The sequence below is a fragment of the Citrobacter sp. FP75 genome (genome assembly GCF_018342065.1).
Classification (GTDB): Bacteria; Pseudomonadota; Gammaproteobacteria; order Enterobacterales; family Enterobacteriaceae; genus Citrobacter.
Map to the genome: position 1 here is coordinate 51,071 of NZ_JAFDOE010000008.1, position 22,192 is coordinate 73,262.

General features: G+C 53.4%; 22 protein-coding genes. 12 read left to right on the forward strand and 10 right to left on the reverse strand.

Annotated features, from left to right (window positions below):
* The first annotated feature begins 84 nt into the window (after positions 1–84).
* On the forward strand, positions 85–633 hold the full coding sequence (locus tag JQ822_RS20835; RefSeq protein WP_213135056.1) for a helix-turn-helix domain-containing protein: 549 nt from the start codon (positions 85–87) through the stop codon (positions 631–633).
* Positions 634–680: 47 nt separating this feature from the next.
* Here the strand turns inward: JQ822_RS20835 and rhaM are convergent, their stop codons facing one another.
* The 5 genes from rhaM to rhaB are packed head-to-tail and all read right to left on the reverse strand — an operon-like array spanning position 681 to position 5,768.
* Positions 681–995, reverse strand: a complete 315-nt coding sequence (gene rhaM / locus JQ822_RS20840; protein WP_213135057.1) for an L-rhamnose mutarotase — start codon at positions 993–995, stop codon at positions 681–683.
* On the reverse strand, positions 992–2,140 hold the full coding sequence (gene fucO / locus JQ822_RS20845; protein ID WP_213135058.1) for a lactaldehyde reductase: 1,149 nt from the start codon (positions 2,138–2,140) through the stop codon (positions 992–994). The genes rhaM and fucO overlap by 4 nt, the downstream gene beginning before the upstream one ends.
* 11 nt (positions 2,141–2,151) lie before the next feature.
* Positions 2,152–2,976, reverse strand: a complete 825-nt coding sequence (rhaD, locus tag JQ822_RS20850) for a rhamnulose-1-phosphate aldolase (protein WP_213135059.1) — start codon at positions 2,974–2,976, stop codon at positions 2,152–2,154.
* A 60-nt stretch (positions 2,977–3,036) separates the two neighbouring features.
* A complete protein-coding gene (gene rhaA / locus JQ822_RS20855) occupies positions 3,037–4,296 on the reverse strand; it encodes an L-rhamnose isomerase (protein ID WP_213135060.1) in 1,260 nt (419 codons plus the stop codon).
* Positions 4,293–5,768 (reverse strand): rhamnulokinase, encoded by a 1,476-nt coding sequence (rhaB, locus tag JQ822_RS20860; protein WP_213135061.1) that lies wholly within the window; start codon positions 5,766–5,768, stop codon positions 4,293–4,295. Before rhaB ends, rhaA begins: the two co-directional genes overlap by 4 nt.
* Before the next feature lie 303 nt (positions 5,769–6,071).
* On the opposite strand from rhaB, the gene rhaS reads away from it, so the two are divergent.
* Complete coding sequence (gene rhaS, locus JQ822_RS20865) at positions 6,072–6,920, forward strand: HTH-type transcriptional activator RhaS (RefSeq protein WP_213135062.1); 849 nt, start codon at positions 6,072–6,074, stop codon at positions 6,918–6,920.
* Between the two features lie 92 nt (positions 6,921–7,012).
* A complete protein-coding gene (gene rhaR / locus JQ822_RS20870) occupies positions 7,013–7,861 on the forward strand; it encodes an HTH-type transcriptional activator RhaR (protein WP_213135063.1) in 849 nt (282 codons plus the stop codon).
* Here the strand turns inward: rhaR and rhaT are convergent.
* Positions 7,858–8,892 (reverse strand): L-rhamnose/proton symporter RhaT, encoded by a 1,035-nt coding sequence (rhaT, locus tag JQ822_RS20875; RefSeq protein ID WP_213135064.1) that lies wholly within the window; start codon positions 8,890–8,892, stop codon positions 7,858–7,860. The genes rhaR and rhaT overlap by 4 nt on opposite strands.
* 202 nt (positions 8,893–9,094) lie before the next feature.
* The gene (locus JQ822_RS20880; RefSeq protein WP_213135065.1) at positions 9,095–10,516 is read right to left on the reverse strand and encodes an L-fucose/L-arabinose isomerase family protein; all 1,422 of its coding nucleotides are present in this window, start codon (positions 10,514–10,516) and stop codon (positions 9,095–9,097) included.
* Positions 10,517–10,772: 256 nt separating this feature from the next.
* Between JQ822_RS20880 and sodA the strand changes: the two genes are divergently transcribed.
* Entirely contained in the window at positions 10,773–11,393 is a 621-nt protein-coding gene (gene sodA, locus JQ822_RS20885; protein ID WP_213135066.1) for a superoxide dismutase [Mn], read from the forward strand.
* Positions 11,394–11,629: 236 nt separating this feature from the next.
* Positions 11,630–12,613 carry a 2-keto-3-deoxygluconate transporter gene (gene kdgT, locus JQ822_RS20890; protein WP_213135067.1) on the forward strand — a complete coding sequence of 328 codons (984 nt, stop codon included), beginning with the start codon at positions 11,630–11,632 and terminating at the stop codon, positions 12,611–12,613.
* 42 nt (positions 12,614–12,655) lie between these two features.
* On the opposite strand, the gene JQ822_RS20895 is transcribed toward kdgT, so the two are convergent.
* Positions 12,656–13,552 (reverse strand): dihydrodipicolinate synthase family protein, encoded by an 897-nt coding sequence (locus JQ822_RS20895; protein ID WP_213135068.1) that lies wholly within the window; start codon positions 13,550–13,552, stop codon positions 12,656–12,658.
* A 150-nt stretch (positions 13,553–13,702) separates the two neighbouring features.
* Here JQ822_RS20895 and yiiM point away from each other — a divergent pair, with 150 nt between their 5' ends.
* Positions 13,703–14,377, forward strand: coding sequence for a 6-hydroxyaminopurine reductase (gene yiiM / locus JQ822_RS20900; RefSeq protein ID WP_213135069.1), 675 nt, complete (start codon positions 13,703–13,705; stop codon positions 14,375–14,377).
* 62 nt (positions 14,378–14,439) lie between these two features.
* Here yiiM and cpxA read toward each other — a convergent pair whose 3' ends face one another.
* A complete protein-coding gene (gene cpxA / locus JQ822_RS20905; RefSeq protein ID WP_135323647.1) occupies positions 14,440–15,813 on the reverse strand; it encodes an envelope stress sensor histidine kinase CpxA in 1,374 nt (457 codons plus the stop codon).
* Entirely contained in the window at positions 15,810–16,508 is a 699-nt protein-coding gene (cpxR, locus tag JQ822_RS20910; RefSeq protein WP_005121756.1) for an envelope stress response regulator transcription factor CpxR, read from the reverse strand. The genes cpxA and cpxR overlap by 4 nt, the downstream gene beginning before the upstream one ends.
* A gap of 150 nt (positions 16,509–16,658) precedes the next feature.
* On the opposite strand from cpxR, the gene cpxP reads away from it, so the two are divergent.
* The 6 genes from cpxP to JQ822_RS20940 all read left to right on the forward strand — a co-directional run bounded on the left by cpxP (position 16,659) and on the right by JQ822_RS20940 (position 22,155).
* Positions 16,659–17,159: a cell-envelope stress modulator CpxP gene (gene cpxP / locus JQ822_RS20915; protein ID WP_213135070.1), complete on the forward strand. Its 501-nt coding sequence runs from the start codon at positions 16,659–16,661 to the stop codon at positions 17,157–17,159.
* A gap of 147 nt (positions 17,160–17,306) precedes the next feature.
* Positions 17,307–18,209, forward strand: a complete 903-nt coding sequence (gene fieF, locus JQ822_RS20920; RefSeq protein WP_213135071.1) for a CDF family cation-efflux transporter FieF — start codon at positions 17,307–17,309, stop codon at positions 18,207–18,209.
* 184 nt (positions 18,210–18,393) lie between these two features.
* Complete coding sequence (gene pfkA / locus JQ822_RS20925; protein WP_117343655.1) at positions 18,394–19,356, forward strand: 6-phosphofructokinase; 963 nt, start codon at positions 18,394–18,396, stop codon at positions 19,354–19,356.
* Between the two features lie 203 nt (positions 19,357–19,559).
* Positions 19,560–20,549 carry a sulfate/thiosulfate ABC transporter substrate-binding protein Sbp gene (gene sbp, locus JQ822_RS20930; RefSeq protein WP_213135072.1) on the forward strand — a complete coding sequence of 330 codons (990 nt, stop codon included), beginning with the start codon at positions 19,560–19,562 and terminating at the stop codon, positions 20,547–20,549.
* Positions 20,550–20,651: 102 nt separating this feature from the next.
* Positions 20,652–21,413: a CDP-diacylglycerol diphosphatase gene (locus tag JQ822_RS20935; protein WP_213135073.1), complete on the forward strand. Its 762-nt coding sequence runs from the start codon at positions 20,652–20,654 to the stop codon at positions 21,411–21,413.
* A 64-nt stretch (positions 21,414–21,477) separates the two neighbouring features.
* On the forward strand, positions 21,478–22,155 hold the full coding sequence (locus JQ822_RS20940) for a hypothetical protein (protein ID WP_213135074.1): 678 nt from the start codon (positions 21,478–21,480) through the stop codon (positions 22,153–22,155).
* Positions 22,156–22,192: the final 37 nt, after the last annotated feature.

Here is a 22,192-nt window from a genome sequence, read left to right on the forward strand (position 1 = left end):
GAACGAATTTCCATTATAATGAACGCAACCAGTTTGATTTACAAGTCGAACGATTCGTTCGGTATAAAGAACATGGAGTCAAGTATGACCCAACCCATCAGCATGATTGCGAAAAGCCTGGTCCGTGAACGCCAGCGTACCGGTCTGTCGCTGGCAGAGATTGCCCGTCGTGCCGGAATTGCAAAATCGACGCTCTCGCAGCTGGAAGCGGGTAATGGCAATCCTAGCCTGGAAACGCTGTGGTCGCTGTGTGTGGCGCTGGATATTCCTTTCGCGCGGCTGCTGGAGCCACAGGAGCAAAAAACCCAGGTGATACGCCGGGGTGAAGGAACAAAAGTGGTGGCGGAACAGGCCCATTATCAGGCGATCTTACTGGCCGCTTGCCCACCGGGTGCCAGGCGGGATATCTATCTGCTACTGACGCAGCCTGGCGCGGATCGTATTTCACAGCCACATCCACCGGGATCGGTTGAGCACATTATTGTAACGCAAGGGAAAGCGGTGGTGGGATTGACCGATGCGCCGGAGGAGTTAGGCGAAGGGGATTACATTTGTTATCCCGCTGACCAGGCACATATTTTTAAAGCGCTGGAACCTGACACCCAGGCGATTCTGGTGTCTGAGCAGAGTTAATTGTTATGCCGGATGCGGCGCATCAGCGCCGTATCCGGCTTGCAAAATTACGGCAGATAAAACACTTCTTTCAATTCTGCGCTGACCGGGCTGTTGTCCGGGTTTGCAGGCATTACATCACGCATATGCTGCCACCAACGCTGGCACACGTCGGTACTGGCGACGGCGTTCCAGCGTTCTTCGGATTCAATCTCGACGGTAGCGAACAGCAGATTGCGTTGTTGATCGAGATAAATCGCGTAGTGATGCGCGCCGTGGGCTTTCAGTACGGCTTCCAGCTCTGGCCAGATGGGATTATGACGACGCTGATATTCAACGTGCGCGTCGGCATTCACCTGCATCACAAAGGCTTTGCGGATCATAATGCCTCCAGATACAGCGCGCGGACCTCGTCGCGGCTGGCGGTGCGCGGGTTACACGGCGCACATGGATCGGCGAGCGCTTTATCCAGCCACCCTTCGATGTCCTCTTTGGTCACGCCAAGCTGGCTGAAGCCCGCCGGAATGCCGACGCGCTTGCTCAGGGTACGGATGGCGTTGATGGCTTCCATGCTTGCCGTTTCATCGCTCATGCCAAGGGTATCGACGCCCATTGCCTGCGCCACGCGGGCAAAGCGCGCTACGGCGTTCGGGCGGTTAAAATTCTCGATAATCGGCAGCAGGATGGCGTTGCAGACGCCGTGCGGCAGATTATGGGTCGCACCCGGCTGGTGTGCCAGCGCATGCACCAGGCCAAGACCGGCGCTGTTGAACGCCATACCCGCCAGATACTGACCAAACGCCATTTGCTCACGGGCTTCGAGGTTATGACCCTCGTCGACCGCTTTGGGCAGCCACAGGTTGATCAGGCGAATGGCTTCCAGCGCGTTGGCGTCGGTGAGTGGGTGTGCGCCGACGGATACATAGGCTTCCACCGCGTGGGTCAGCGCATCCATACCGGTGGCGGCAGTGACGGAGGCCGGAATTTCCAGCATCACGCTGGCGTCATCGACGGCGATATCCGGAATAATATTCGGATCAATGATGACTTCTTTGACTTTGCGCGAGGAATCAATGATCACCGCATTGCTGGTCATTTCTGCTGCTGTACCGGCGGTGGTATTAATGGCGACCAGCGGTACGCCAGCATTTTTTACCTTACCCACGCCGGAATAGGCGGTAGACGGGCCAGGGTTGGCAGTCAGGATTTTCACCGCTTTGGCGGTATCGATCGGGCTACCACCGCCGAAAGCGATGATGTAATCACACTCTGCGTCCTGGTATGCCGCAAAGCCTTTCTGCACCAGCTCTTCCGTCGGGTTCGGGAACACTTCGTCAAACAGGTGATACGACATTTTATGCGCATCGAGGGCGGTAAACAGGCTGTCCAGCAGGCCCAGATTTACCAGTTGACCATCGGTGACGATGAGTGCTTTGCCCCATTGCTTGTTCGCCACGAGGTTGACCATATCGCCAATCGCACCAGCGCCGTGCAGGCTAATTTTGGGTAGTGCCAACATAAAGCTCATCACTATTCTCCTTACAATGCCAGTGCGCTTGCCAGCGGCGTCACGCCAAAACGTTTGCCAAGTGCTATCAGCTCTTCACGTGTGATGGTTTGCTTCATCCCACCCATCGAATAAATTTTGACCAAAACTTCGGCAGATTTCTCTGCGGTATCAATCAAGCCAAACGCTTCGTCGAGCGTGGGACCGCTGCCGAACACGCCGTGGAACGGCCACAGCACCAGCGTGTGTTTCTGCATTTCCTCGGCGGTCGCCTGACCGATTTCATCGGTACCTGGCACCATCCACGGCAGAATGCCGACGCCGTCCGGGAACACCACCAGGCACTCGGTGCTGCCTTCCCACAGTTTGCGGGTAATCAGCGCCGTGTTGTTTTCCAGCACATAGGTCAGGGCGATCAGGTTGGTGGCATGGCAGTGCATGATCACGCGGTCTTTGCCATGGGTGGCTTTAATGCGTTCACAGTGGGAAAGGAAGTGTGCGGGCAGTTCGGAGGTCGGTACGGCTTCGTGGGTCAGACCCCAAAGAATGTGGTAGCCCGCACCGTCGCTGTCGATTTTTACCACGCCCAAATTAGCCGCCGGATCGAGCTGAACGTTGCGGAAGAATTTACCGGAGCCGGTGACGATAAACGGCGTGTTAGCCAGCAGCGGCATCGGCTGACTCAGCGCGATATAGCGCGGTTTTTCGTGAAAATCGGCGCTAAACTGCGCAATATCCGTTTCATCCAGACGCAGCGTCAGGTTGCCGCCGTTACGTTCGTCCCAGCCTTTCAGCCAGGCATCGGAAGTGGCTTTGATCATCCCCTGGACGAACCAGGAAGTGGTAATGTTTTGCATGGTCGATGTTCCTGTTTAATGGTTGCCGGATAAGGCGTTGGCCGTATCCGGCGAGTCTGTTTAGCGGCGTTTGCTCAGAATCTCTTTTTCATAGGCCCGAACGCTCTCCAGCCACTGGCTGCCCGCTGGCGTGTCGTGGTGCTGGCAATACATCTCCCAGACGGCCTGCCACGGCAGCGATTTCTGCTCTTCCAGCAGGGCCAGGCGAGCGGTGTAGTCGCCACTGGCTTCGAGCTGACGAAGCTGTTCGGTTGGCTCTAACAGCGCGCGCAGCAGGGCTTTTTTCATATTGCGGGTGCCGATCACCCACGCGGCGATGCGGTTGATCGAGGCATCGAAGAAGTCGAGGCCGATGTGTACGCGGTCGAACAGGTTGTGGCGCACGATCTCGCTGGCAATCGCCTGGGTTTCGTCATCCAGCAGCACTACGTGGTCGCTGTCCCAGCGCACCGGACGGCTGACGTGCAGCAGCAGGCGCGGCACGTACAGCATGGCGGCGGAGATTTTGTCGGAAATCACTTCAGTCGGATGGAAGTGGCCCGCGTCCAGGCACAGCGCGGTCTGGCGGCTGGTGGCATAGCCCATGTAAAACTCGTTGGAGCCAACGGTGTAGCTTTCTGCGCCAATACCAAATAGCTTGCTCTCGACGGCGTCGATATGGTGCTCCGGGTCGAGTTTCTCGCTAATCACTTCGTCCAGCGCTTCCAGCAGGCGCTGGCGCGGTGCCAGGCGGTCAACGGTGATATCTTTCATGCCGTCCGGGATCCAGATGTTCATCACCGACGGCGTGCCCAACTGCTCGCCAAAATACGCCGAGACGCGACGGCTGGCTTTGCAGTGATCAATCCAGAACTGGCGGATGCTGTCGTCTGCGTGTGCCAGCGTGAAGCCGTCGGCGCTCAGCGGATGCGAGAAGCAGGACGGGTTGAAATCCAGCCCCAAGTGGTTTGCTTTCGCCCATTTCACCCAGTTTTTGAAGTGCTCAGGTTTGATTTGGTCGCGGGCAACCGGGGTGTCGGACTCCAGATAAATCGCGTGCAGGTTCAGGCGTTTTGGACCAGGAATAAGGCTCAGCGCCTGCTCCAGATCGGCACGCAATTCGGTGGCGTTACGCGCCTTGCCCGGATAGTTACCGGTCGCCTGAATACCGCCGGTGAGCGAGCCTTCCGGGTTTTCGAATCCGGCGACGTCATCGCCCTGCCAGCAGTGCATGGAGACCGGCAGACGATCGAGCTGGCGCAAGGCCTCCTCGGCATCGATGCCTACCGCGGCGAAACGCAGTTTTGCCAGTTCCCAGGCTTGTTCAAGTTGAGTGGTCATGCGCAAAGCTCCTTTGTCTGTGTCTGTCGTGTTGATTGAAACTGCGCCTGGTAGCGGGCAATTTCACTGTCAGGATTGGGAATGAAGGTGGTCAGCTCGTAGTTGGTTTGCACCACCTGGCGGAAATCATCGACGTTGTTTAGCTCGTCCAGCGTCATCAACTGAACGCCAATATTGCCGAGCGTGGAGGCCTCAACAGGCCCGGACATCACGCGAATACCGCAGGCATCCGCGCAAAGCTGGTTGAGCAGGGCGTTCTGGCAGCCACCGCCAACAATGTGCAGTTGGCTAAACGCTTCGCCGCGCAGGTTCGCCAGTTCCTGCAGGACATCTGCGTACAGCAACGCCAGACTGTCGAAAATGCAGCGTGCTAATTCAGCATCCTGAACCGGGACGGGTTGGCCGGATTCGCCACACGCGGCCTGAATTTCTGCACTCATGTCGGCGGGATTAATAAAACGATCGTCGTTTGGATTTACCAGGAACCGGCAGGCCGGCAGTGCTTTGGTTTGGGTGATAAGCGTGGGCAGGTCGGTAATCTGCCGCTCTTTTAATACCCGTTGCAGCAGCCACAGCCCCATAATATTTTTCAGCACGCGGTAACGGCCTTCCGCGCCGCCTTCGTTGGTGATATTTGCCGCCAGCGCCGCCTCGTTGGCATACGGTGTTTTGCTCTCAAAACCCATCAGTGACCAGGTACCGGAAGAGAGATAGGCGCTGTTGGTATCGGTCAGTGGTGAGGCGATGACCGCGCTGGCGGTGTCGTGACTGGCGACGGCAACCACCGGGATTTGATTTTTCTGCGGGCAAATCCAGTGACCAATTACGTTTCCGGGATGCGTCGGGCGACCAAACCAGGCTTTGTCCGCGCCGGTCCATGCCAGCAGGGTGTCATCCCAGTCGTCAGTGTTGATATTGACCAACTGCGTGGTGGTGGCGTTGGTATATTCCCAGTTCATTTCACCGGTCAGGCGGTAGCCGAAGTAATCGGGGATCAGCAGGGCATGCGCGACCTGTGGGACCAGTTCTGGCTGCTGTTCGACCAGCGCGCGGAGTTGATACAGGGTATTAAAGGGCAGAAACTGAATGCCGCTGCGGCGATAGATCTCGCTGTTACCAAGCTGCGCTAAGGCCTGCGACATCACGCCAGTTGTGCGGCTGTCGCGGTAAGAGACCGGCAGGCCGATGCGCTGACCGTTTTTGCCGATCAGGACGTAGTCCACGCCCCAGGTATCGATGCCGATACTGTCAATGAGAATGCCTTCATCGCAGACTTTCTTCAGCCCCAGACGAATGTCGTTCTCAAGGCTGTCGATATCCCAGGTGTCAAAGCCGTCAGTTTTTTGCAGACAGTTAACGAAGCGATGGATTTCACGCAGCGTCAGAGCGCGGTGGTCACTGTCGTAACGCGCCAGCATTACGCGTCCACTGGATGCGCCGAGATCGACAGCGACACAATGGCGAAGAGTCATAGCAAGGTCCTTCTGAGTTTTATTGCACCCAGTCTAAGAACCCCCGAAAAGGCGTACCTTCTTGTTAGTGACAGCCACAATAATCGGCTGGCAGCATGGCAAAGGTGAACGTGATGGTGTTCACAGATCTAATTAATGGGGGCTATTTGGTCTGATGTGACCCCTTCCGCATTTCCCGATCTTTCCCGCTATTTCTTGAAGAATTAACCGTGTTTACGCACTTTGGCGTCAAAAATTTAAGGTGAGGGGGATAACCCTTAATTACTATGCAGCCATGTTCATTTGATCAGGAAGGAAGTCATCATGACCGTACTGCATTGCGTGGATTTTTTTCCGACAGGTAAAGCACCCGTTGCGATCGAACCGCGGCTGCCTCAGGCCGCTTTTCCTGAGCATCATCATGATTTTCATGAAATTGTGATCGTTGAACATGGCACTGGTATTCATGTTTTCAATGGGCAGCCCTATACCATTAGCGGCGGAACGGTATGCTTTGTCCGCGATCATGACAGACATTTATATGAACATACTGACAACCTGTGTCTGACGAACGTGCTGTATCGTTCTCCGGATGCGTTTCAGTTTCTGGCCGGAATAAACCAGCTGTTGCCCCAGGAACAGAATGGTCAGTATCCGTCCCACTGGCGTGTGAATCAGAACGTACTGCAACAGGTTCATTATTTAATTGGACAGATAGAACATCTTGGTGAGGAGATGGATACGCCGACGGCGGCAAATCGCGAGATCCTGTTTATGCAGCTGCTGGTGCTGTTACGCAAAAGCAGCCTGATGGATGCGGCAGCGGATAACGATGCGCGGCTTAATCGCCTGATGGCGTGGCTGGAAGATAACTTTGCCGACGAAGTATGCTGGGAAGCGGTGGCTGAACAGTTTTCACTCTCTTTACGCACCCTGCACCGTCAGCTCAAGCAGCAAACCGGGCTGACGCCGCAGCGCTATCTCAATCGCCTGCGGCTGATCAAAGCCCGGCATTTATTACGTCACAGCGACGACAGCGTGACGGATATTGCATATCGCTGTGGTTTTGGCGACAGTAATCACTTTTCGACGCTGTTTCGCCGAGAGTTTGACTGGTCGCCCCGCGATATTCGCCAGGGCCGTGACGTCATGGCGGAAAGCGGTCTCCAGTAACGCGAAAGCTATCAACGTTTTTTGCCGTCTGTTTGCTGATAATCATACCCTTTCATGCCGGATGGCGGCTGCATTCAGGTTGAGGTGATGTGATGGCGAATCATCTGGTCCTTCTGAAATCTGACTTTTTTGCGAATGACCAGCAGGCCGTCGCGGTGGCTGACCGTTATCCGCAGGATGTCTTTGCCGAGCACACTCATGAGTTTTGCGAACTGGTGATGGTGTGGCGCGGCAATGGTCTGCATGTTCTTAACGATCGCCCATACCGGATAACCCGTGGCGATCTGTTCTACATTCGCGCCGAAGATAAACACTCGTATACCTCCGTTAACGACCTCGTCCTGCAAAATATCATCTACTGTCCGGAGCGGCTGACGCTGAACCTGGGGTGGGAAGGTGCGATCCCCGGATTTAACGGTACGCAGCGACAACCCCACTGGCGGCTCGGCAGCGTCGGTATGACCCTGGCCCGACAGGTGATTAGCCAGCTGGAGCATGAAAGCCAACAGCGCGATCCGTTAAGTAATGACATGGCAGAACTGCTGTTTGGGCAACTGGTGACTCTCCTCAAACGTCATCGTTATGCCACGGATACGCTCCCGGCGACATCGAGTGAAACGCTGCTGGACAAACTGATTACCGCGCTGGCCGGCAGTCATGAACATGCCTTTGAACTGGATAAATTTTGTGAGCGCGAGCAGTGCAGCGAGCGGGTTTTGCGCCAGCAGTTTCGCAGTCAAACCGGGATGACCATCAACCAATACCTTCGGCAGGTGCGGGTCTGTCATGCTCAGTATCTGCTCACGCATAGTCGGTTGATGATTAGTGAGATTTCCATGCGCTGTGGCTTTGAGGACAGTAACTACTTTTCGGTGGTATTCACGCGGGAAACCGGGATGACGCCGAGCCAGTGGCGTCATCTCTGTAATCGACAGGACTAGCTTGCCATCCCCATACCGACAATATTGGCGGCGACAATAATCACGACGCAGCCGAGGCTCAGTACGCTGACCGGACGGCGACCCGCATTGCTCCACTCTTTCATGATCAGGCCTACGATACCGCCGCACAGGACGTAGAAACTCATGTGCAGCATCCAGCTCATGTAGTCATACTGCGCCGGAATTTTGGCATGGCCCCAGGCGTAAAAGAAGAACTGGAGATACCACATCAAACCGGCGAGCGCCGAGAACAGGATATTGCTGATAATCAGCGGTTTTGCTAACGAGAAGTCGGCTTTTACCGACAGGTTTTTCATTTTTGCCAGACGAATGAAGCAGTATCCCAGGTTGATCACCGCGCCGCCGCCCATGATGACCACGTAGCTTGGCAGAGCGACATACAGCGGATCGATACCGAGTGCGGCGGCGGCTTCGTGCATTGGTTTAGCCGCATCCATGGCAAAGGACATCCCGGCGGAGAAAAAGCCGCACATCACCGCCAGTATCAGACCTTTTTTCAGGTTGAACTCCTCGGCTCTGATACCCATTTTGCGCTCTTTTAGCTGTCCGGCACGGGTGACAATCGCCACACCGATTAGGGCGACCAGCACGCCGAACAGGGTCATTCGGCCACCCGGTGTGCCGATCAGTACATCAAATTTACCAGCAATGATGGGCGTCATTAAGGTGCCGACAATCAGCGTAATGCCGATGGCGATACCGATCCCCATCGACATGCCGAGGTAGCGCATGGTCAGGCCATAGTTGATGTTACCGATCCCCCACATGGCACCGAACAGGAATATCGGCAACAGCGTGGACGCGCTGAACGAACTGTAATAAGCCCAGAAGTCCGGTAGCAGGATTGTGCTAACGAGCCAGGGAAGGATCAGCCATGAAACAAAGCCGCCTATGGACCACATCGTTTCCCAGGACCAGTGTTGTACCTTTTTAAAAGGGGCATAGAAACAAGCGGCACTGGCGGCACCGATCAGATGCCAGAATATCCCCATCGTAATTGCGTTACCCATTCTGTTTCCTTTTAAATTATCGATCTGGCTGAATGAAAATCACCCGTTTTGATAATGAAAAGTCTAAAGAGTGAGCAATGAATTAACCTTCAGCATGCTGCCGTAGGATGGGCAATGCTGGCAAAATTCAGGGGATGAAAGGGATGTTGATCACAAATTATCGTTCCACCCCTCTTGTTTAAGAAGGGCGGAACGTCGCGGGTTAGCAGATTTTTACCGCCTGAATGCCCAGTAGCCAGGCGAGCTTTTCCAGCACGTCACCATGATGACCAAGGCCAATACTGCAATGATGGGCTGGACCGCCCATGCACCATTGCGTGGTGAAATCACGAGCCGATAACGGGAAGCGATAGCGGCTGTTGGTGTTGCCAATATCCAGGACTTCACCCGCTACAGCCTCCCCTTCGGCATACTGCAACCGTACCCCGTTTTCGACATCTTCAATCACCGAAAGAAAGGTTACCGGGCCAGGCTTCACGGTCATCTGGATTGATACACCTTTACCGGGCTTACCATGATAAACCGGCAGCGGCACCAGACTCACCGGGCCATCCGCCATCAGCGGGTGTGCCGGGCCGTCATGTCCCCACAGTACGGCATCATCAATAAATTCAATTCCATAGGGTTCTGAGAACGATCCTCCGGCGCCCAGCAGTTGCTGGATCTTCATCGCCAGCACATTTTTGATTTCATATTCACCCGCCACGGGAATACCGCGGTGGGTGAGCAGCGTGTTGCCGAGGATTATTGAGGTGATAATGTTCTCGTAAGCATTGCCGTTACGGCCTTCGTAGTAATAGGCCAGTGCGCCGAGCGTATTCTGGGCAATCAGTTTATCCATGGCGCAGGCGGTGGTGAGTGCACGGTCAAGCTCTGCGGGTTCGCATGCGGCGTCCAGCTGTAGCACGCGGTGCATTTCCTGTCGTTTAGCGCAGAGATCTGTCTCGCTGACCTGTTCGCGGTATTCCGCCAGCTCACACATTTCCAGCGGCTTAAAGCGTACGCCCAATCTGGCGGATAAATTCGTCATATTGCTGTAAACGTCCACCATGCCGTCATAATAGTGTCCGAGTACGCCGACCTGACAGGTTGACAGCATCTGACGAGCGTTAAGGGCCTGTAGCCACTGCGCAGTCTGTTGCCAGACGTACTCATCGCCCTGTAACGCACCCACAATAAGCTGAAAGCGGATATTCGCGCGGTTAAACACGTTTGCCAGTTCGGGCGCGCTGCAGGCCTGGCAGTGCGCCAGCCATTCTCCGGTGCGCCCGCCCCGATCCGGGATTTGACGGATCGTCGAATAGGGCAGGCCAGCCTCCGGTTGTAGAGCTAAAATAATGACCGGCTTATTGATACTTTGCACAAGGGGTAGCACCGTTGAGCTGAGCGCATAGGTGCTGATGTAAAGGCAGATGGCATCCACTGGCTGATGCTGCAACCGCCTGATAAAGGCATCGGCTTTATCGACGTTATCAATCAGGCCGCCGTTAATGATGGTGGCTTGTTGCGCTGTCAGGCGCTCATCAATCGTTTGTAGATAACCCTGAAGACGTGACTCCAGACCAGTAAACTGGGGCCAGTATGTGTCGAGGCCGATGCCGAAAAGGGCGATTTTTACAGACATAGCAATATTTCCTCGTGAGATAATTCGCAGACTATCTCGTGCTTTGCCTCCCAAGTCCTTTACGTTGCTGCCTGTTTTCTGCGCAGGCTGGCAAAATTCGCCTGATTTTCCCGCTGATGCTCACATTTTTATCGCATAATAGCCCTGTAAAAAGTACGGCATTGATAATCATTTTCAATATCATTTAATTAACTATAATGTCCCAACTGCTTACGCGGCGTTAACACCTGGCCGCCCGACAATACTGGAGATGATTATGAGTTATACACTGCCATCCTTGCCGTACGCTTATGATGCCCTTGAACCGCACTTCGATAAGCAGACGATGGAAATCCACCATACCAAACACCATCAGGCCTATGTAAACAACGCTAACGCTGCGCTGGAAAGCCTGCCTGAATTCGCTAACCTGCCTGTTGAAGAACTGATCACCAAACTGGATCAACTGCCAGCAGACAAGAAAACCGTACTGCGTAACAACGCGGGCGGCCACGCTAACCACAGCCTGTTCTGGAAAGGTCTGAAAACCGGCACCACGCTGCAGGGTGATCTGAAAGCAGCTATCGAACGTGACTTTGGCTCCGTTGATAACTTTAAAGCAGAGTTTGAAAAAGCGGCTGCGACCCGTTTCGGTTCCGGCTGGGCATGGCTGGTACTGAAAGGCGATAAACTGGCTGTGGTTTCTACCGCTAACCAGGACTCCCCGCTGATGGGTGAGGCTATCTCTGGCGCTTCCGGCTTCCCGATCGTGGGCCTGGATGTCTGGGAACACGCTTACTATCTGAAATTCCAGAACCGTCGCCCGGATTACATCAAGGCGTTCTGGGACGTAGTGAACTGGGACGAAGCTGCAGCGCGTTTCGCCGCGAAGAAATAAGTTCTACGTTTTAATGATGCCCCTGCAAGCGATGCTTGTGGGGGCTTTTTTGTGATCAAAATCAATATAAAAACAATGATCCATTTAAATTGAAACAAGGTTTTATTATGCGGGCGTGATCACTTTTATAATCTCTGCGAATGTCTATCTTCTTTTCATCGAGACGGGCGCATCTCAACAGCAAGATGCAATCGCCCATAAAAAATGTCCTATTTTTATGTCTACAGGTGATGGAAATGCAGATCAAACGTACGATAGAGAAAATCCCAGGCGGTATGATGCTGGTGCCGCTTTTTCTGGGCGCACTGTGTCACACCTTTTCCCCTGGCGCCGGGAAATACTTCGGCTCCTTTACTAACGGTATGATCACCGGGACGGTGCCGATTCTGGCCGTCTGGTTTTTTTGCATGGGGGCGTCAATAAAACTAAGCGCCACCGGCACCGTGCTGCGTAAATCTGGCACGTTAGTGATAACCAAGATTCTGGTGGCATGGGTGGTTGCGGCGATAGCCTCACGCATTCTTCCGGAGCATGGGGTAGAAGTGGGTTTCTTCGCCGGGTTGTCCACGCTGGCGCTGGTGGCCGCGATGGATATGACCAATGGCGGGCTGTATGCATCGATTATGCAACAGTACGGTACCAAAGAAGAGGCAGGGGCGTTTGTCCTGATGTCGCTGGAATCGGGCCCGCTGATGACCATGGTGATTCTGGGAACCGCAGGGATTGCCTCGTTTGAACCGCATGTGTTTGTCGGCGCGGTATTGCCGTTCCTGATAGGTTTCGCGCTGGGGAATCTGGACCCTGAGCTGCGTGAGTTCTTCAGTAAAGCGGTACAAACACTCATCCCTTTCTTTGCTTTCGCACTGGGTAACACCATTGACTTGAGTGTGATTGCTCAGACCGGCGTACTGGGGATCTTACTGGGCGTGGCGGTGATTATCATCACCGGTATCCCACTGATTATTGCCGATAAACTGATTGGCGGCGGGGACGGTACAGCAGGGATTGCAGCTTCCAGCTCTGCGGGGGCGGCGGTTGCTACGCCGGTGCTGATTGCGGAAATGGTCCCGGCGTTCAAACCCATGGCGCCAGCGGCAACCTCTCTGGTGGCGACCTCGGTGATTGTAACCTCCATCCTCGTGCCGATTATCACCTCCATCTGGTCGAAAAGAGCCAAAGCCAGAGCGGCGGCAATCGATATGCGCAATGCAGTGAAGTAACGTGATTAAGCCGGATGGTCTGTACCATCCGGCATAACCGTTTTAACCTTTGACTACAAACACCTCATCAATTGTTCGACACTCGCTTTCATTCAGCTCCCCACCTGCATTACGCGAAACTCCGGTGCAATAGCCAAACTTACGTGACACCACGGTTTTAATGGTGGTGACAAAATCCTCGCCAATGGCGTAGATGGACATGTAGGTGCCAATCTTATCCTGAATATCACGCAACGCCGCCAGGTCGCCCTGTTTAAACGCTTCGCGCGCGCGGACAAACAGTTCCGGCATCACGTTATTCAAACTGGAAATAATCCCCGCGCCGCCTGCCAGCAGGTTGGGAATGTAATATTCGTCGTAGCCGGAGAGCACGGCAAAATCCTCACGCACGGCGCGGGTGGTCTGAATCATGCTGCGGGTATGGGACTGGCAGTCTACGGTGTCTTTGATGCCGGCGAAGTTCGGGAATTCGGCCACGAGCGTGGCAACCAGTTCAGGTGTTAAATCACAGCCTGTACGTGCCGGGAAGTTATAGGTAAACCATTTGCCGCTAATTATCTGCCCTAACTGGCGGAAGTAGCTCAGTAGCTGTTTAGCCGTTTGTCCGTAATAGTACGGCGGCAGGATCATGACGGCATCGTATCCTGCGCGATGCGCCTCTTGCGCCATCAGCAGCACATCATTCTGGCAGGTAGATGAGACATTGGCGACCATCTTCAGCGAGCTCATGGCGCGGGCCTCGCGGATCAGCAGCAGCCTCTCTTCGAGCGTAAAGGAGGCAAATTCCCCAATACTACCCATCAGCAAAATAACGTCGATCTGTGCCTCGGTAAGGCGTTTGAGATGCTGGCTCAGACCGTTGAGATCGATCTTGCCGTCATTGTCCATTGGCGTAATGGAAGGACACCAGACGCCAGCAAATTGCGATTGACCCGTCACGTGTGACTCCTTAATTGAAATGATGTTTCAAAACCAACTTACATTGATAGCATGTGTCCCTAAGTTTCATGTGAACCGTGCTCTCATTTTGAGCGACTGAGGTAAAATAAATATGGTGTAATGGGGAAAAGTTATCGGGAGAGGGAACAAATGCGATATCCGGTTGATGTATTTGCGGGCAAGGTTCGGGATTACACGGGAAGTCGTCCCAGTGCAATTGCGAAGGTCCAGGTTGATGGCGAACTGATGCTGACCGAACTGGGTCTGACGGGGGATGAACAGGCGGAAACGAAAATCCACGGCGGGCCAGATCGCGCGCTGTGTCACTATCCGCGTGAACATTATCAGTACTGGAGACAAGCCTTTCCTGAACAGGCGGAGTTGTTTGTCGCCCCTGCTTTTGGTGAGAACCTCTCTACAGAGGGGCTGACGGAAGAGAATGTCTATATCGGCGATATCTTCCAGTGGGGCGAAGCGCTGATTCAGGTCACTCAGCCGCGCTCGCCGTGTTTTAAGCTGAATTTCCATTTTGGCATTAGCGACATGGCAAGCCAGATGCAGGATGCGGGCAAGACCGGTTGGTTGTGCAGCGTGATTGCTGCGGGCATGGTGTCGGCGGATGCGCCGCTGGTGCTGGCGTCTCGCGTGAGCGATGTCAGCGTGCAGGAGGCGATTGCCATTGCCTGGCATATGCCGTTTGATGACGACCAGTATCACCGTTTGCTGTCGGCGGCAGGGCTCTCGAAAAGCTGGACCAGAACGATGCAGAAACGCCGCTTAAGCGGTAAGATCGAAGATAATTCGCGGAGATTGTGGGGGAAATAATTCCCCCAGCAGGAAACGTAGGCCGGGTAAGGCGACACCGCCACCCGGCACAACAGGTTTAATTACGAGCGTTTATACAGCGGCAGCCAGAGCACCAGACGCAGACCACCCAGCGGGCTGTCTTCTGCCTTCACCCAGCCACGGTGCTGCTGAATGGCGGTTTCAACGATCGCCAGACCCAGACCCGTACCGCCGGATTCGCGATCGCGCGCTTCATCGGTACGATAGAACGGACGGAAAATCTGTTCTCTGTCTTCGGGACTCACGCCCGGGCCATCATCGTCTACGGTGATGGTGATCCCGTCTTTATCCACCGCGAAACCTACTTCAATCTTGGTGTGCGAATAGCGTAGGGCGTTGCGAACGATGTTCTCCAGCGCACTTTCCAGCGCATTCGGGTTACCGTACAGCGGCCACGGTCCTGGCGGGAAGTTAACCGTTAACGACTTGCCCATCTGCTCGGCTTCAAAGGCGGCGTTATCCAGCACGTCACCCCACAGATGGTTCGCTTTTACGGTTTCACTAACCAGCGCGTTTTTCTGCTGATTGCGCGACATGACCAGCAGGTCGTTGATCATGCTGTCCAGCCGGTGCGCTTCCGTTTCAATACGTTCCAGCTCTTTGCTCTCGCCGCTACGACGACGCAACAGCGCAGTACCCAGTTGCAGACGCGTTAATGGCGTTCTCAATTCGTGAGAGATGTCCGACAGCAGGCGTTGCTGTGAGGTCATCATGCGTTCCAGCGCCGTCACCATCTGGTTAAAACTGGCGCCTGCCGCCAGAAACTCCTGCGGGCCAGCTTCCAGTTCAGGATGTTGACGCAGGTTACCCTGGGCGACTTCATCCGCCGCGTTTTTCAGCTTACGCGCCGGTTTCGCCAGGCTCCAGGCCAGCCAAAGCAGCAATGGAGAGCTGACTAACATGGTGACGATCAGCAGCAACAGCGGTCGGTCAAACAGCAGGTTGATAAAGTCAGATTGTGAACTGCTGGCAGGTCGAATGAGATACAGCTGGTAGTTATCTTCGCCATCTCTGACGGAGAAGGGTCCGACCATCTCAACGCGACCGTATTTTTTCTTTTGTGGATGATCGGCGTTATCGGCCTGACCAATAAAGTTACGAATGATCTGCATCTCGTTGCGTTCTGCGCCGATCACGCGTCCTTCTGTCGTAACAAGTAATAACCGTTGTCCTGGCGGCGCCCACTTGTCTATCGCCCGAAACAAGCGACGCCACCACATCAAATCGTTGGGTGGATCGTTCGCCAGTTCGGCTTCAACGTGCTGCTCAATCATTAACCCCTGGCGCTGCTCGCTGTCCAGTAACTCGGTCATCTGGCGTGAGTCGAGCTTGGGTAACATCAGTACCAGCATCAGCACCAGAGCCAGCGTCAACCAGAAGATGGCAAAGATGCGCGCGGTTAAACTCCCTATCATGAAGCGGAGACCATCAGGTAGCCGCGACCGCGCAGGGTTTTAAACCACGGGTGTCCGTCTTTACGCTCAGGCAGCTTACGACGCAGGTTCGAGATATGCATGTCGATAGCGCGATCGAAAGGCGTCAGGCGTTTGCCCAGCACTTCCTGGCTTAAATGTTCACGGGAAACCACCTGGCCGAGATGCTGCGCCAGCAAATAGAGCAGGGTGAATTCAGTGCCGGTTAACTCCAGGGTTTGCCCGTCAAAGCTGGCTTCCTGGCGACCCGGATTGAGGCTTAATGCATCCACTTCCAGCGTCGGCGAACCGTTGTCACTGTTCTGCTGTTGTTCGCTCCAGTGAGAGCGACGCAGAATAGCGCGGATGCGCGCGACCAGTTCACGGTCATTAAACGGTTTGGGTAAATAGTCGTCCGCGCCCAGCTCAAGGCCGAGTACGCGATCCAGTTCGCTGCCACGGGCGGTCAGCATGATTACGGGTGTCTGGTGTGTCTGGCGAAGCGCTTTCAGCGTATCGATGCCGTTTTTCTTCGGCATCATGACGTCGAGCAAAAGTAAATCGATGCTGTCATCCAGAAGCTCAAGCGCTTGCTCCCCGTCATGGGCAACCAGCACATCGAAACCTTCCATTTCGAGCAGCTCCTTTAACAGGGATGTCAGCTCTCGGTCATCATCAACTAGCAGTATTTTATTCATTTTTTACGTACCTCCGAGGCAGAAATTACGTCATCAGGCGGCGCTAATCTATGACTTTACGTTGTTTTACACCCCCTGACGCATGTTTGCAGCCCGAATCGTAAACTGTCTCTCGTTGAATCGCGACAGAAAAGATTTTGGGAGCAAGTGATGGGCAAAGTTACCGCTGCCGTCATGGCCTCAACGCTGGCACTCAGTACGTTAAGCCATGCAGCTGAAGTCGTCACAGGCGATCACTGGCACCTGGGTGAGAACTCTTCGCAACGCAATGCGCAGAGCCACATGTTTGACGGTATCAGTTTAACCGAACATCAACGTCAACAGATGCGAGATTTAATGCAGCAGGCCAGACATGAGCAGCCTCCTGTTAATGTTAGCGAAATGGAGACAATGCATCGTCTTGTCACCGCAGAGAATTTTGATGAAAGCGCTGTGCGCGCTCAGGCAGAAAAGATGGCACAACAGCAGGTTGCCCGCCAGGTTGAAATAGCCAAGGTTCGCAATCAGATGTATCGCCTGTTAACGCCCGAGCAGCAAGCGGTTTTAAATGAGAAACATGAACAACGAATGGAGCAGCTGCGCGACGTGGCGCAATGGCAAAAAGGCTCATCGTTGAATTTATTGAGTAGTAGCAACTCACGTTCCCAGTAGTAACCCTGTTTTCCTTGCCATAGACACCATCCCTGTCTTCCCCCACATGATGTGGGGGTTTTTTTTGCCCAAAATTTGACACTCGGTTATTGCCTGACTGTTTTACTTCATCCGTTATACTAGCGGCATATCCTGGCAGGAGTGTTTATGAATCAAAACTATGGTCGGCTGGTGAGTCGGGCGGCAATCGCGGCAACAGTGATGGCCTCGCTGTTACTTTTGATCAAAATTTTTGCATGGTGGTACACCGGGTCGGTGAGTATTCTGGCGGCACTGGTGGACTCTCTGGTCGATATCGCTGCGTCGTTAACCAATCTGTTGGTGGTGCGCTATTCGCTGCAACCCGCTGATGATGAGCACACGTTCGGACACGGAAAGGCAGAATCACTGGCGGCGCTGGCGCAAAGTATGTTTATTTCTGGATCGGCGCTGTTTTTATTTTTGACCGGTATTCAGCATCTCGCCCAACCTACGCCGATGAAAGATCCTGGCGTCGGGGTGATCGTCACCGTCATTGCGCTGGTTTGTACTATCATACTGGTCACGTTTCAGCGCTGGGTGGTAAAGCGTACGCAAAGTCAGGCCGTGCGGGCAGATATGCTTCATTATCAGTCTGATGTTATGATGAACGGAGCCATCCTCGTCGCGCTTGGCCTGGCCTGGTACGGTTGGCATCGTGCGGATGCCTTGTTTGCGCTTGGGATTGGCATCTATATTTTATATAGCGCCTTGCGTATGGGCTACGAGGCGGTGCAATCCTTGCTGGATCGCGCCTTGCCTGATGAAGAACGTCAGGAAATTATTGATATTGTGACATTATGGCCGGGAGTCAGCGGCGCTCACGATCTTCGCACGCGGCAGTCAGGGCCGACCCGCTTTATTCAGATTCATTTGGAAATGGAAGATAATCTGCCGCTCGTTCAGGCGCATTTAGTGGCTGAACAGGTTGAGCAGGCAATTTTGCGGCGTTTTCCGGGATCGGATGTCATTATCCATCAGGATCCCTGTTCAGTCGTCCCCAAGGAAGGCAAGATGTTTGAGCTTTCATAATTCGTTGTTAAAAAGTGAGCAGGGCCAGCATTTTGTGTATAAATTACCACCATTTGGCCTGACCTGAATCAATTCAGCAGGAAGTGATTGTTATACTATCTGCATATTCGTTGGATCGTTTCGATATGCGGAATCGACTTCCGGCAGCAGATTTCATTTTGCATTCCAAAGTTCAGAGGTAGTCATGATTAAGAAAATCGGTGTGTTGACAAGCGGCGGTGATGCGCCGGGCATGAACGCAGCAATCCGTGGTGTTGTACGTGCAGCGTTGACGGAAGGGCTGGAAGTCATGGGGATCCATGATGGCTACCTGGGTTTGTATGAAGACCGTATGGTTCAGCTTGACCGTTATAGCGTGTCCGACATGATCAACCGCGGTGGTACTTTCCTCGGTTCTGCCCGCTTCCCGGAATTCCGCGACGAAAACGTGCGCGCTGTGGCTATCGAAAACCTGAAGAAGCGTGGTATTGACGCCCTGGTTGTTATCGGTGGTGACGGTTCGTATTTGGGTGCAAAACGTCTGACTGAAATGGGCTTCCCGTGCATCGGCCTGCCAGGCACTATCGACAACGATATTAAAGGTACCGACTACACCATCGGCTACTTCACTGCGCTGGGTACCGTAGTAGAAGCGATTGACCGTCTGCGTGACACCTCTTCTTCTCACCAGCGTATCTCTATCGTTGAAGTGATGGGCCGCTACTGCGGCGATCTGACCCTGGCGGCAGCAATCGCTGGCGGCTGTGAGTTTGTGGTGGTTCCGGAAGTTGAATTCAGCCGTGACGATCTGGTCGCTGAAATCAAAGCCGGCATCGCGAAAGGTAAGAAACACGCAATCGTTGCGATCACTGAGCACATGTGTGACGTAGACGAACTGGCGCACTACATCGAGAAAGAAACCGGTCGTGAAACGCGTTCAACCGTACTGGGTCACATCCAGCGTGGTGGTTCTCCGGTACCTTACGACCGTATTCTGGCCTCCCGTATGGGCGCGTATGCTATTGATCTGCTGCTGGAAGGTCACGGTGGTCGTTGCGTCGGTATTCAGAACGAACAGCTGGTTCACCACGACATCATTGACGCTATCGAAAACATGAAGCGTCCGTTCAAAGGTGACTGGCTGGACTGCGCGAAAAAACTGTACTGATTGTTTTTTGTTGCCCGGTGGCGCTTTGCTGACCGGGCCTACAAGAGTACGCGCATAAGCCGGATAAGGCGCTAGTCGGTATCCGGCAAAATCACCCCTCATTTATTCTCCCAGGTTATAGCAAATCTTTTTTTATTCTTTAATGTTTGGATCGCTTTCTGGCACGCTCTGCTCATCACAACATGACATAAGAGAGCTGGGCGATGAACAAATGGGGCGTGGGGTTAACATTATTGCTGGCATCGACCAGCGTGCTGGCAAAGGATATTCAGTTACTTAACGTATCGTACGATCCAACGCGTGAGCTGTACGAACAGTACAACAAAGCATTCGCCGCGCACTGGAAACAGGAAACGGGCGATAACGTGGTGATCCGCCAGTCGCACGGTGGCTCCGGTAAACAGGCGACTTCCGTCATCAACGGCATCGAAGCTGATGTCGTTACCCTGGCGCTGGCCTACGACGTGGATGCCATTGCTGAGCGTGGCCGTATCGATAAAAACTGGATTAAACGCCTGCCGGACAACTCAGCCCCTTACACCTCCACCATCGTCTTCCTGGTCCGCAAAGGTAACCCCAAACAAATTCACGACTGGAACGATCTGATCAAACCGGGCGTGTCAGTCATTACGCCAAACCCGAAAAGCTCCGGCGGGGCCCGCTGGAACTATCTGGCAGCGTGGGGTTACGCCCTGCACCATAACAACAACGATCAGACCAAGGCTCAGGACTTCGTCAAAGCCCTGTATAAGAACGTTGAAGTATTGGATTCCGGCGCGCGTGGCTCAACCAATACGTTTGTTGAGCGCGGAATTGGCGATGTGCTGATCGCCTGGGAGAACGAAGCGCTGCTGGCGACAAACGAACTGGGTAAAGACAAGTTTGAGATCGTCACTCCGAGCGAATCCATTCTGGCAGAACCGACCGTTTCTATTGTCGACAAAGTCGTGGAAAAGAAAGACACCAAAGCTGTGGCAGAGGCCTATCTGACATATCTCTACTCTCCACAAGGTCAGGAGATTGCGGCGAAAAACTATTACCGTCCGCGTGATGCTGACGTGGCGAAGAAATACGAAAATGCGTTTCCGAAACTGAAGCTGTTCACCATCGACGACGAGTTTGGTGGCTGGACCAAAGCGCAAAAAGAACACTTCTCTAACGGCGGTACGTTTGACCAAATCAGTAAACGCTAAGGCGGATGTGTTTACCGACCCGGTGGCATAACGCGACCGGGTTTTTTATTTGTCATCATTTTACGTTACGCTTATCCCTCAATGGGATACAGGAAACGCGTAATGAAAAAAGCAGGTTATCTTTTACTGACGGTGATGGTTATCGCCGCCGCTGCGGGCATAGGTTACTGGAAATTTACCGGCAACCCGGACGCATTACGCCAGATTGTTCTTGAGCAATGCCTGCCGAATCAGCTGCAACGGCATAATCCTGCGCCGTGTGCGGAGGTGAAGCCGGAGGCCGGGTACGTGGTGTTCAAAGACCGTAATGGCCCTCTGCAATATTTGTTGATGCCCACTTACCGCATCAACGGCACGGAAAGCCCGCTGCTGTTGCTATCAGGCACGCCGAACTTTTTCTGGCTTGCCTGGCAGGCGCGGAGTTTCATGAGCCAAAAATACGGTCAGGAGATCCCGGACAAAGCGGTATCACTGACGATCAACTCAATGACGGGCCGCACGCAAAACCATTTCCACATTCATATCTCCTGCCTGCGAACCGATGTCAGAGAGCAGTTGGATGACAATCTGGCGAAAATCGGCACCCGCTGGCTGCCGTTACCCGGCGGGCTGCGCGGACATGAGTATCTGGCGCGCCGCGTCACGGAAAGTGAACTGGCGCAACGCAGCCCGTTTATGATGCTGGCGGAAGAGGTGCCGGACGCCCGTGACCATATGGGCCGCTATGCGCTGGCGATGGTACGTCAGAGCGATGATTCTTTCGTTCTGCTGGCGACACAGCGCAATCTGCTGACGCTGAATCTCGCCTCCGCTGAGGAAATTCAGGCTCATGATTGTAATATATTAACCTATTCTGAAAAATAGCCTGCGGTGTGGTGTGTATTTTAATTTGAGGATAAAATAGAGTATCAATTGAAAAGGACTTCTTATGCTTATCCAGCGGATATTGTTGCCTGCTGTTTTTCTTTTTGGCTATTCTGCCATTACGTTTGCGAATGATTCGTATGTCATCGACAAAGAAGAGTCACCGCAGGCCCGCGCAGTACGGTTGAATAACTTAACAGCAACCTATGAAAAGTATCAGATTAAACCTCAAGAAAAATTTATATATACGGGGAGAGGCAGTAAGACATATCTATGGGAAATGCAGATTATTTATCGAAACTATTCCGCAGGAGATAATGACTATGTCTATATTCCCGGTGTTACAGGGCTAGGTCATTCGGTAACGTTATTGCCAGAATCGGTCAGACCACTTTCAGATTTGACAAAAGAAGGAACGGATAGTCGGATTAGTCATTCATTTCTAGAGAAAGATATACATTCACCGGCAGTGAAGTATTACGGTGATAAATACGATGCCTATCATCAACGCAATGTCGATTTTGCCAGGAAAGTGATAACATCGCATTCATGCGATACGGTAATTTATGTTGATGTGTATAATTTTGGTGGCGAATATTTAAATGCCGTCTGTGGCGATCGTAGAGAAATAAAGCAATCGCTTGATGACCTCAGAGATAACAAACCATTAAATACCGCTATTACTGAAAGTTACCTCGTGATGCCGAAAGAAAAATTGGATGCGCTGAGACATAATAACTAAAGTATAACCTTTTTTATTTACGCATTAATAAGCAAAT

Bases quoted from the DNA above. Each gene is read 5' to 3' on its own strand.
- cpxA (WP_135323647.1), bottom strand. From the start codon at position 15,813: ATGATAGGGAGTTTAACCGCGCGCATCTTTGCCATCTTCTGGTTGACG.
- sodA (WP_213135066.1), top strand. From the start codon at position 10,773: ATGAGTTATACACTGCCATCCTTGCCGTACGCTTATGATGCCCTTGAA.
- kdgT (WP_213135067.1), top strand. From the start codon at position 11,630: ATGCAGATCAAACGTACGATAGAGAAAATCCCAGGCGGTATGATGCTG.
- cpxP (WP_213135070.1), top strand. From the start codon at position 16,659: ATGGGCAAAGTTACCGCTGCCGTCATGGCCTCAACGCTGGCACTCAGT.
- fucO (WP_213135058.1), bottom strand. From the start codon at position 2,140: ATGAGCTTTATGTTGGCACTACCCAAAATTAGCCTGCACGGCGCTGGT.
- rhaA (WP_213135060.1), bottom strand. From the start codon at position 4,296: ATGACCACTCAACTTGAACAAGCCTGGGAACTGGCAAAACTGCGTTTC.
- JQ822_RS20880 (WP_213135065.1), bottom strand. From the start codon at position 10,516: ATGTCTGTAAAAATCGCCCTTTTCGGCATCGGCCTCGACACATACTGG.
- sbp (WP_213135072.1), top strand. From the start codon at position 19,560: ATGAACAAATGGGGCGTGGGGTTAACATTATTGCTGGCATCGACCAGC.
- JQ822_RS20940 (WP_213135074.1), top strand. From the start codon at position 21,478: ATGCTTATCCAGCGGATATTGTTGCCTGCTGTTTTTCTTTTTGGCTAT.
- yiiM (WP_213135069.1), top strand. From the start codon at position 13,703: ATGCGATATCCGGTTGATGTATTTGCGGGCAAGGTTCGGGATTACACG.
- cpxR (WP_005121756.1), bottom strand. From the start codon at position 16,508: ATGAATAAAATACTGCTAGTTGATGATGACCGAGAGCTGACATCCCTG.
- rhaT (WP_213135064.1), bottom strand. From the start codon at position 8,892: ATGGGTAACGCAATTACGATGGGGATATTCTGGCATCTGATCGGTGCC.
- rhaS (WP_213135062.1), top strand. From the start codon at position 6,072: ATGACCGTACTGCATTGCGTGGATTTTTTTCCGACAGGTAAAGCACCC.
- rhaB (WP_213135061.1), bottom strand. From the start codon at position 5,768: ATGACTCTTCGCCATTGTGTCGCTGTCGATCTCGGCGCATCCAGTGGA.
- fieF (WP_213135071.1), top strand. From the start codon at position 17,307: ATGAATCAAAACTATGGTCGGCTGGTGAGTCGGGCGGCAATCGCGGCA.
- JQ822_RS20935 (WP_213135073.1), top strand. From the start codon at position 20,652: ATGAAAAAAGCAGGTTATCTTTTACTGACGGTGATGGTTATCGCCGCC.
- rhaM (WP_213135057.1), bottom strand. From the start codon at position 995: ATGATCCGCAAAGCCTTTGTGATGCAGGTGAATGCCGACGCGCACGTT.
- rhaR (WP_213135063.1), top strand. From the start codon at position 7,013: ATGGCGAATCATCTGGTCCTTCTGAAATCTGACTTTTTTGCGAATGAC.
- pfkA (WP_117343655.1), top strand. From the start codon at position 18,394: ATGATTAAGAAAATCGGTGTGTTGACAAGCGGCGGTGATGCGCCGGGC.
- JQ822_RS20835 (WP_213135056.1), top strand. From the start codon at position 85: ATGACCCAACCCATCAGCATGATTGCGAAAAGCCTGGTCCGTGAACGC.
- rhaD (WP_213135059.1), bottom strand. From the start codon at position 2,976: ATGCAAAACATTACCACTTCCTGGTTCGTCCAGGGGATGATCAAAGCC.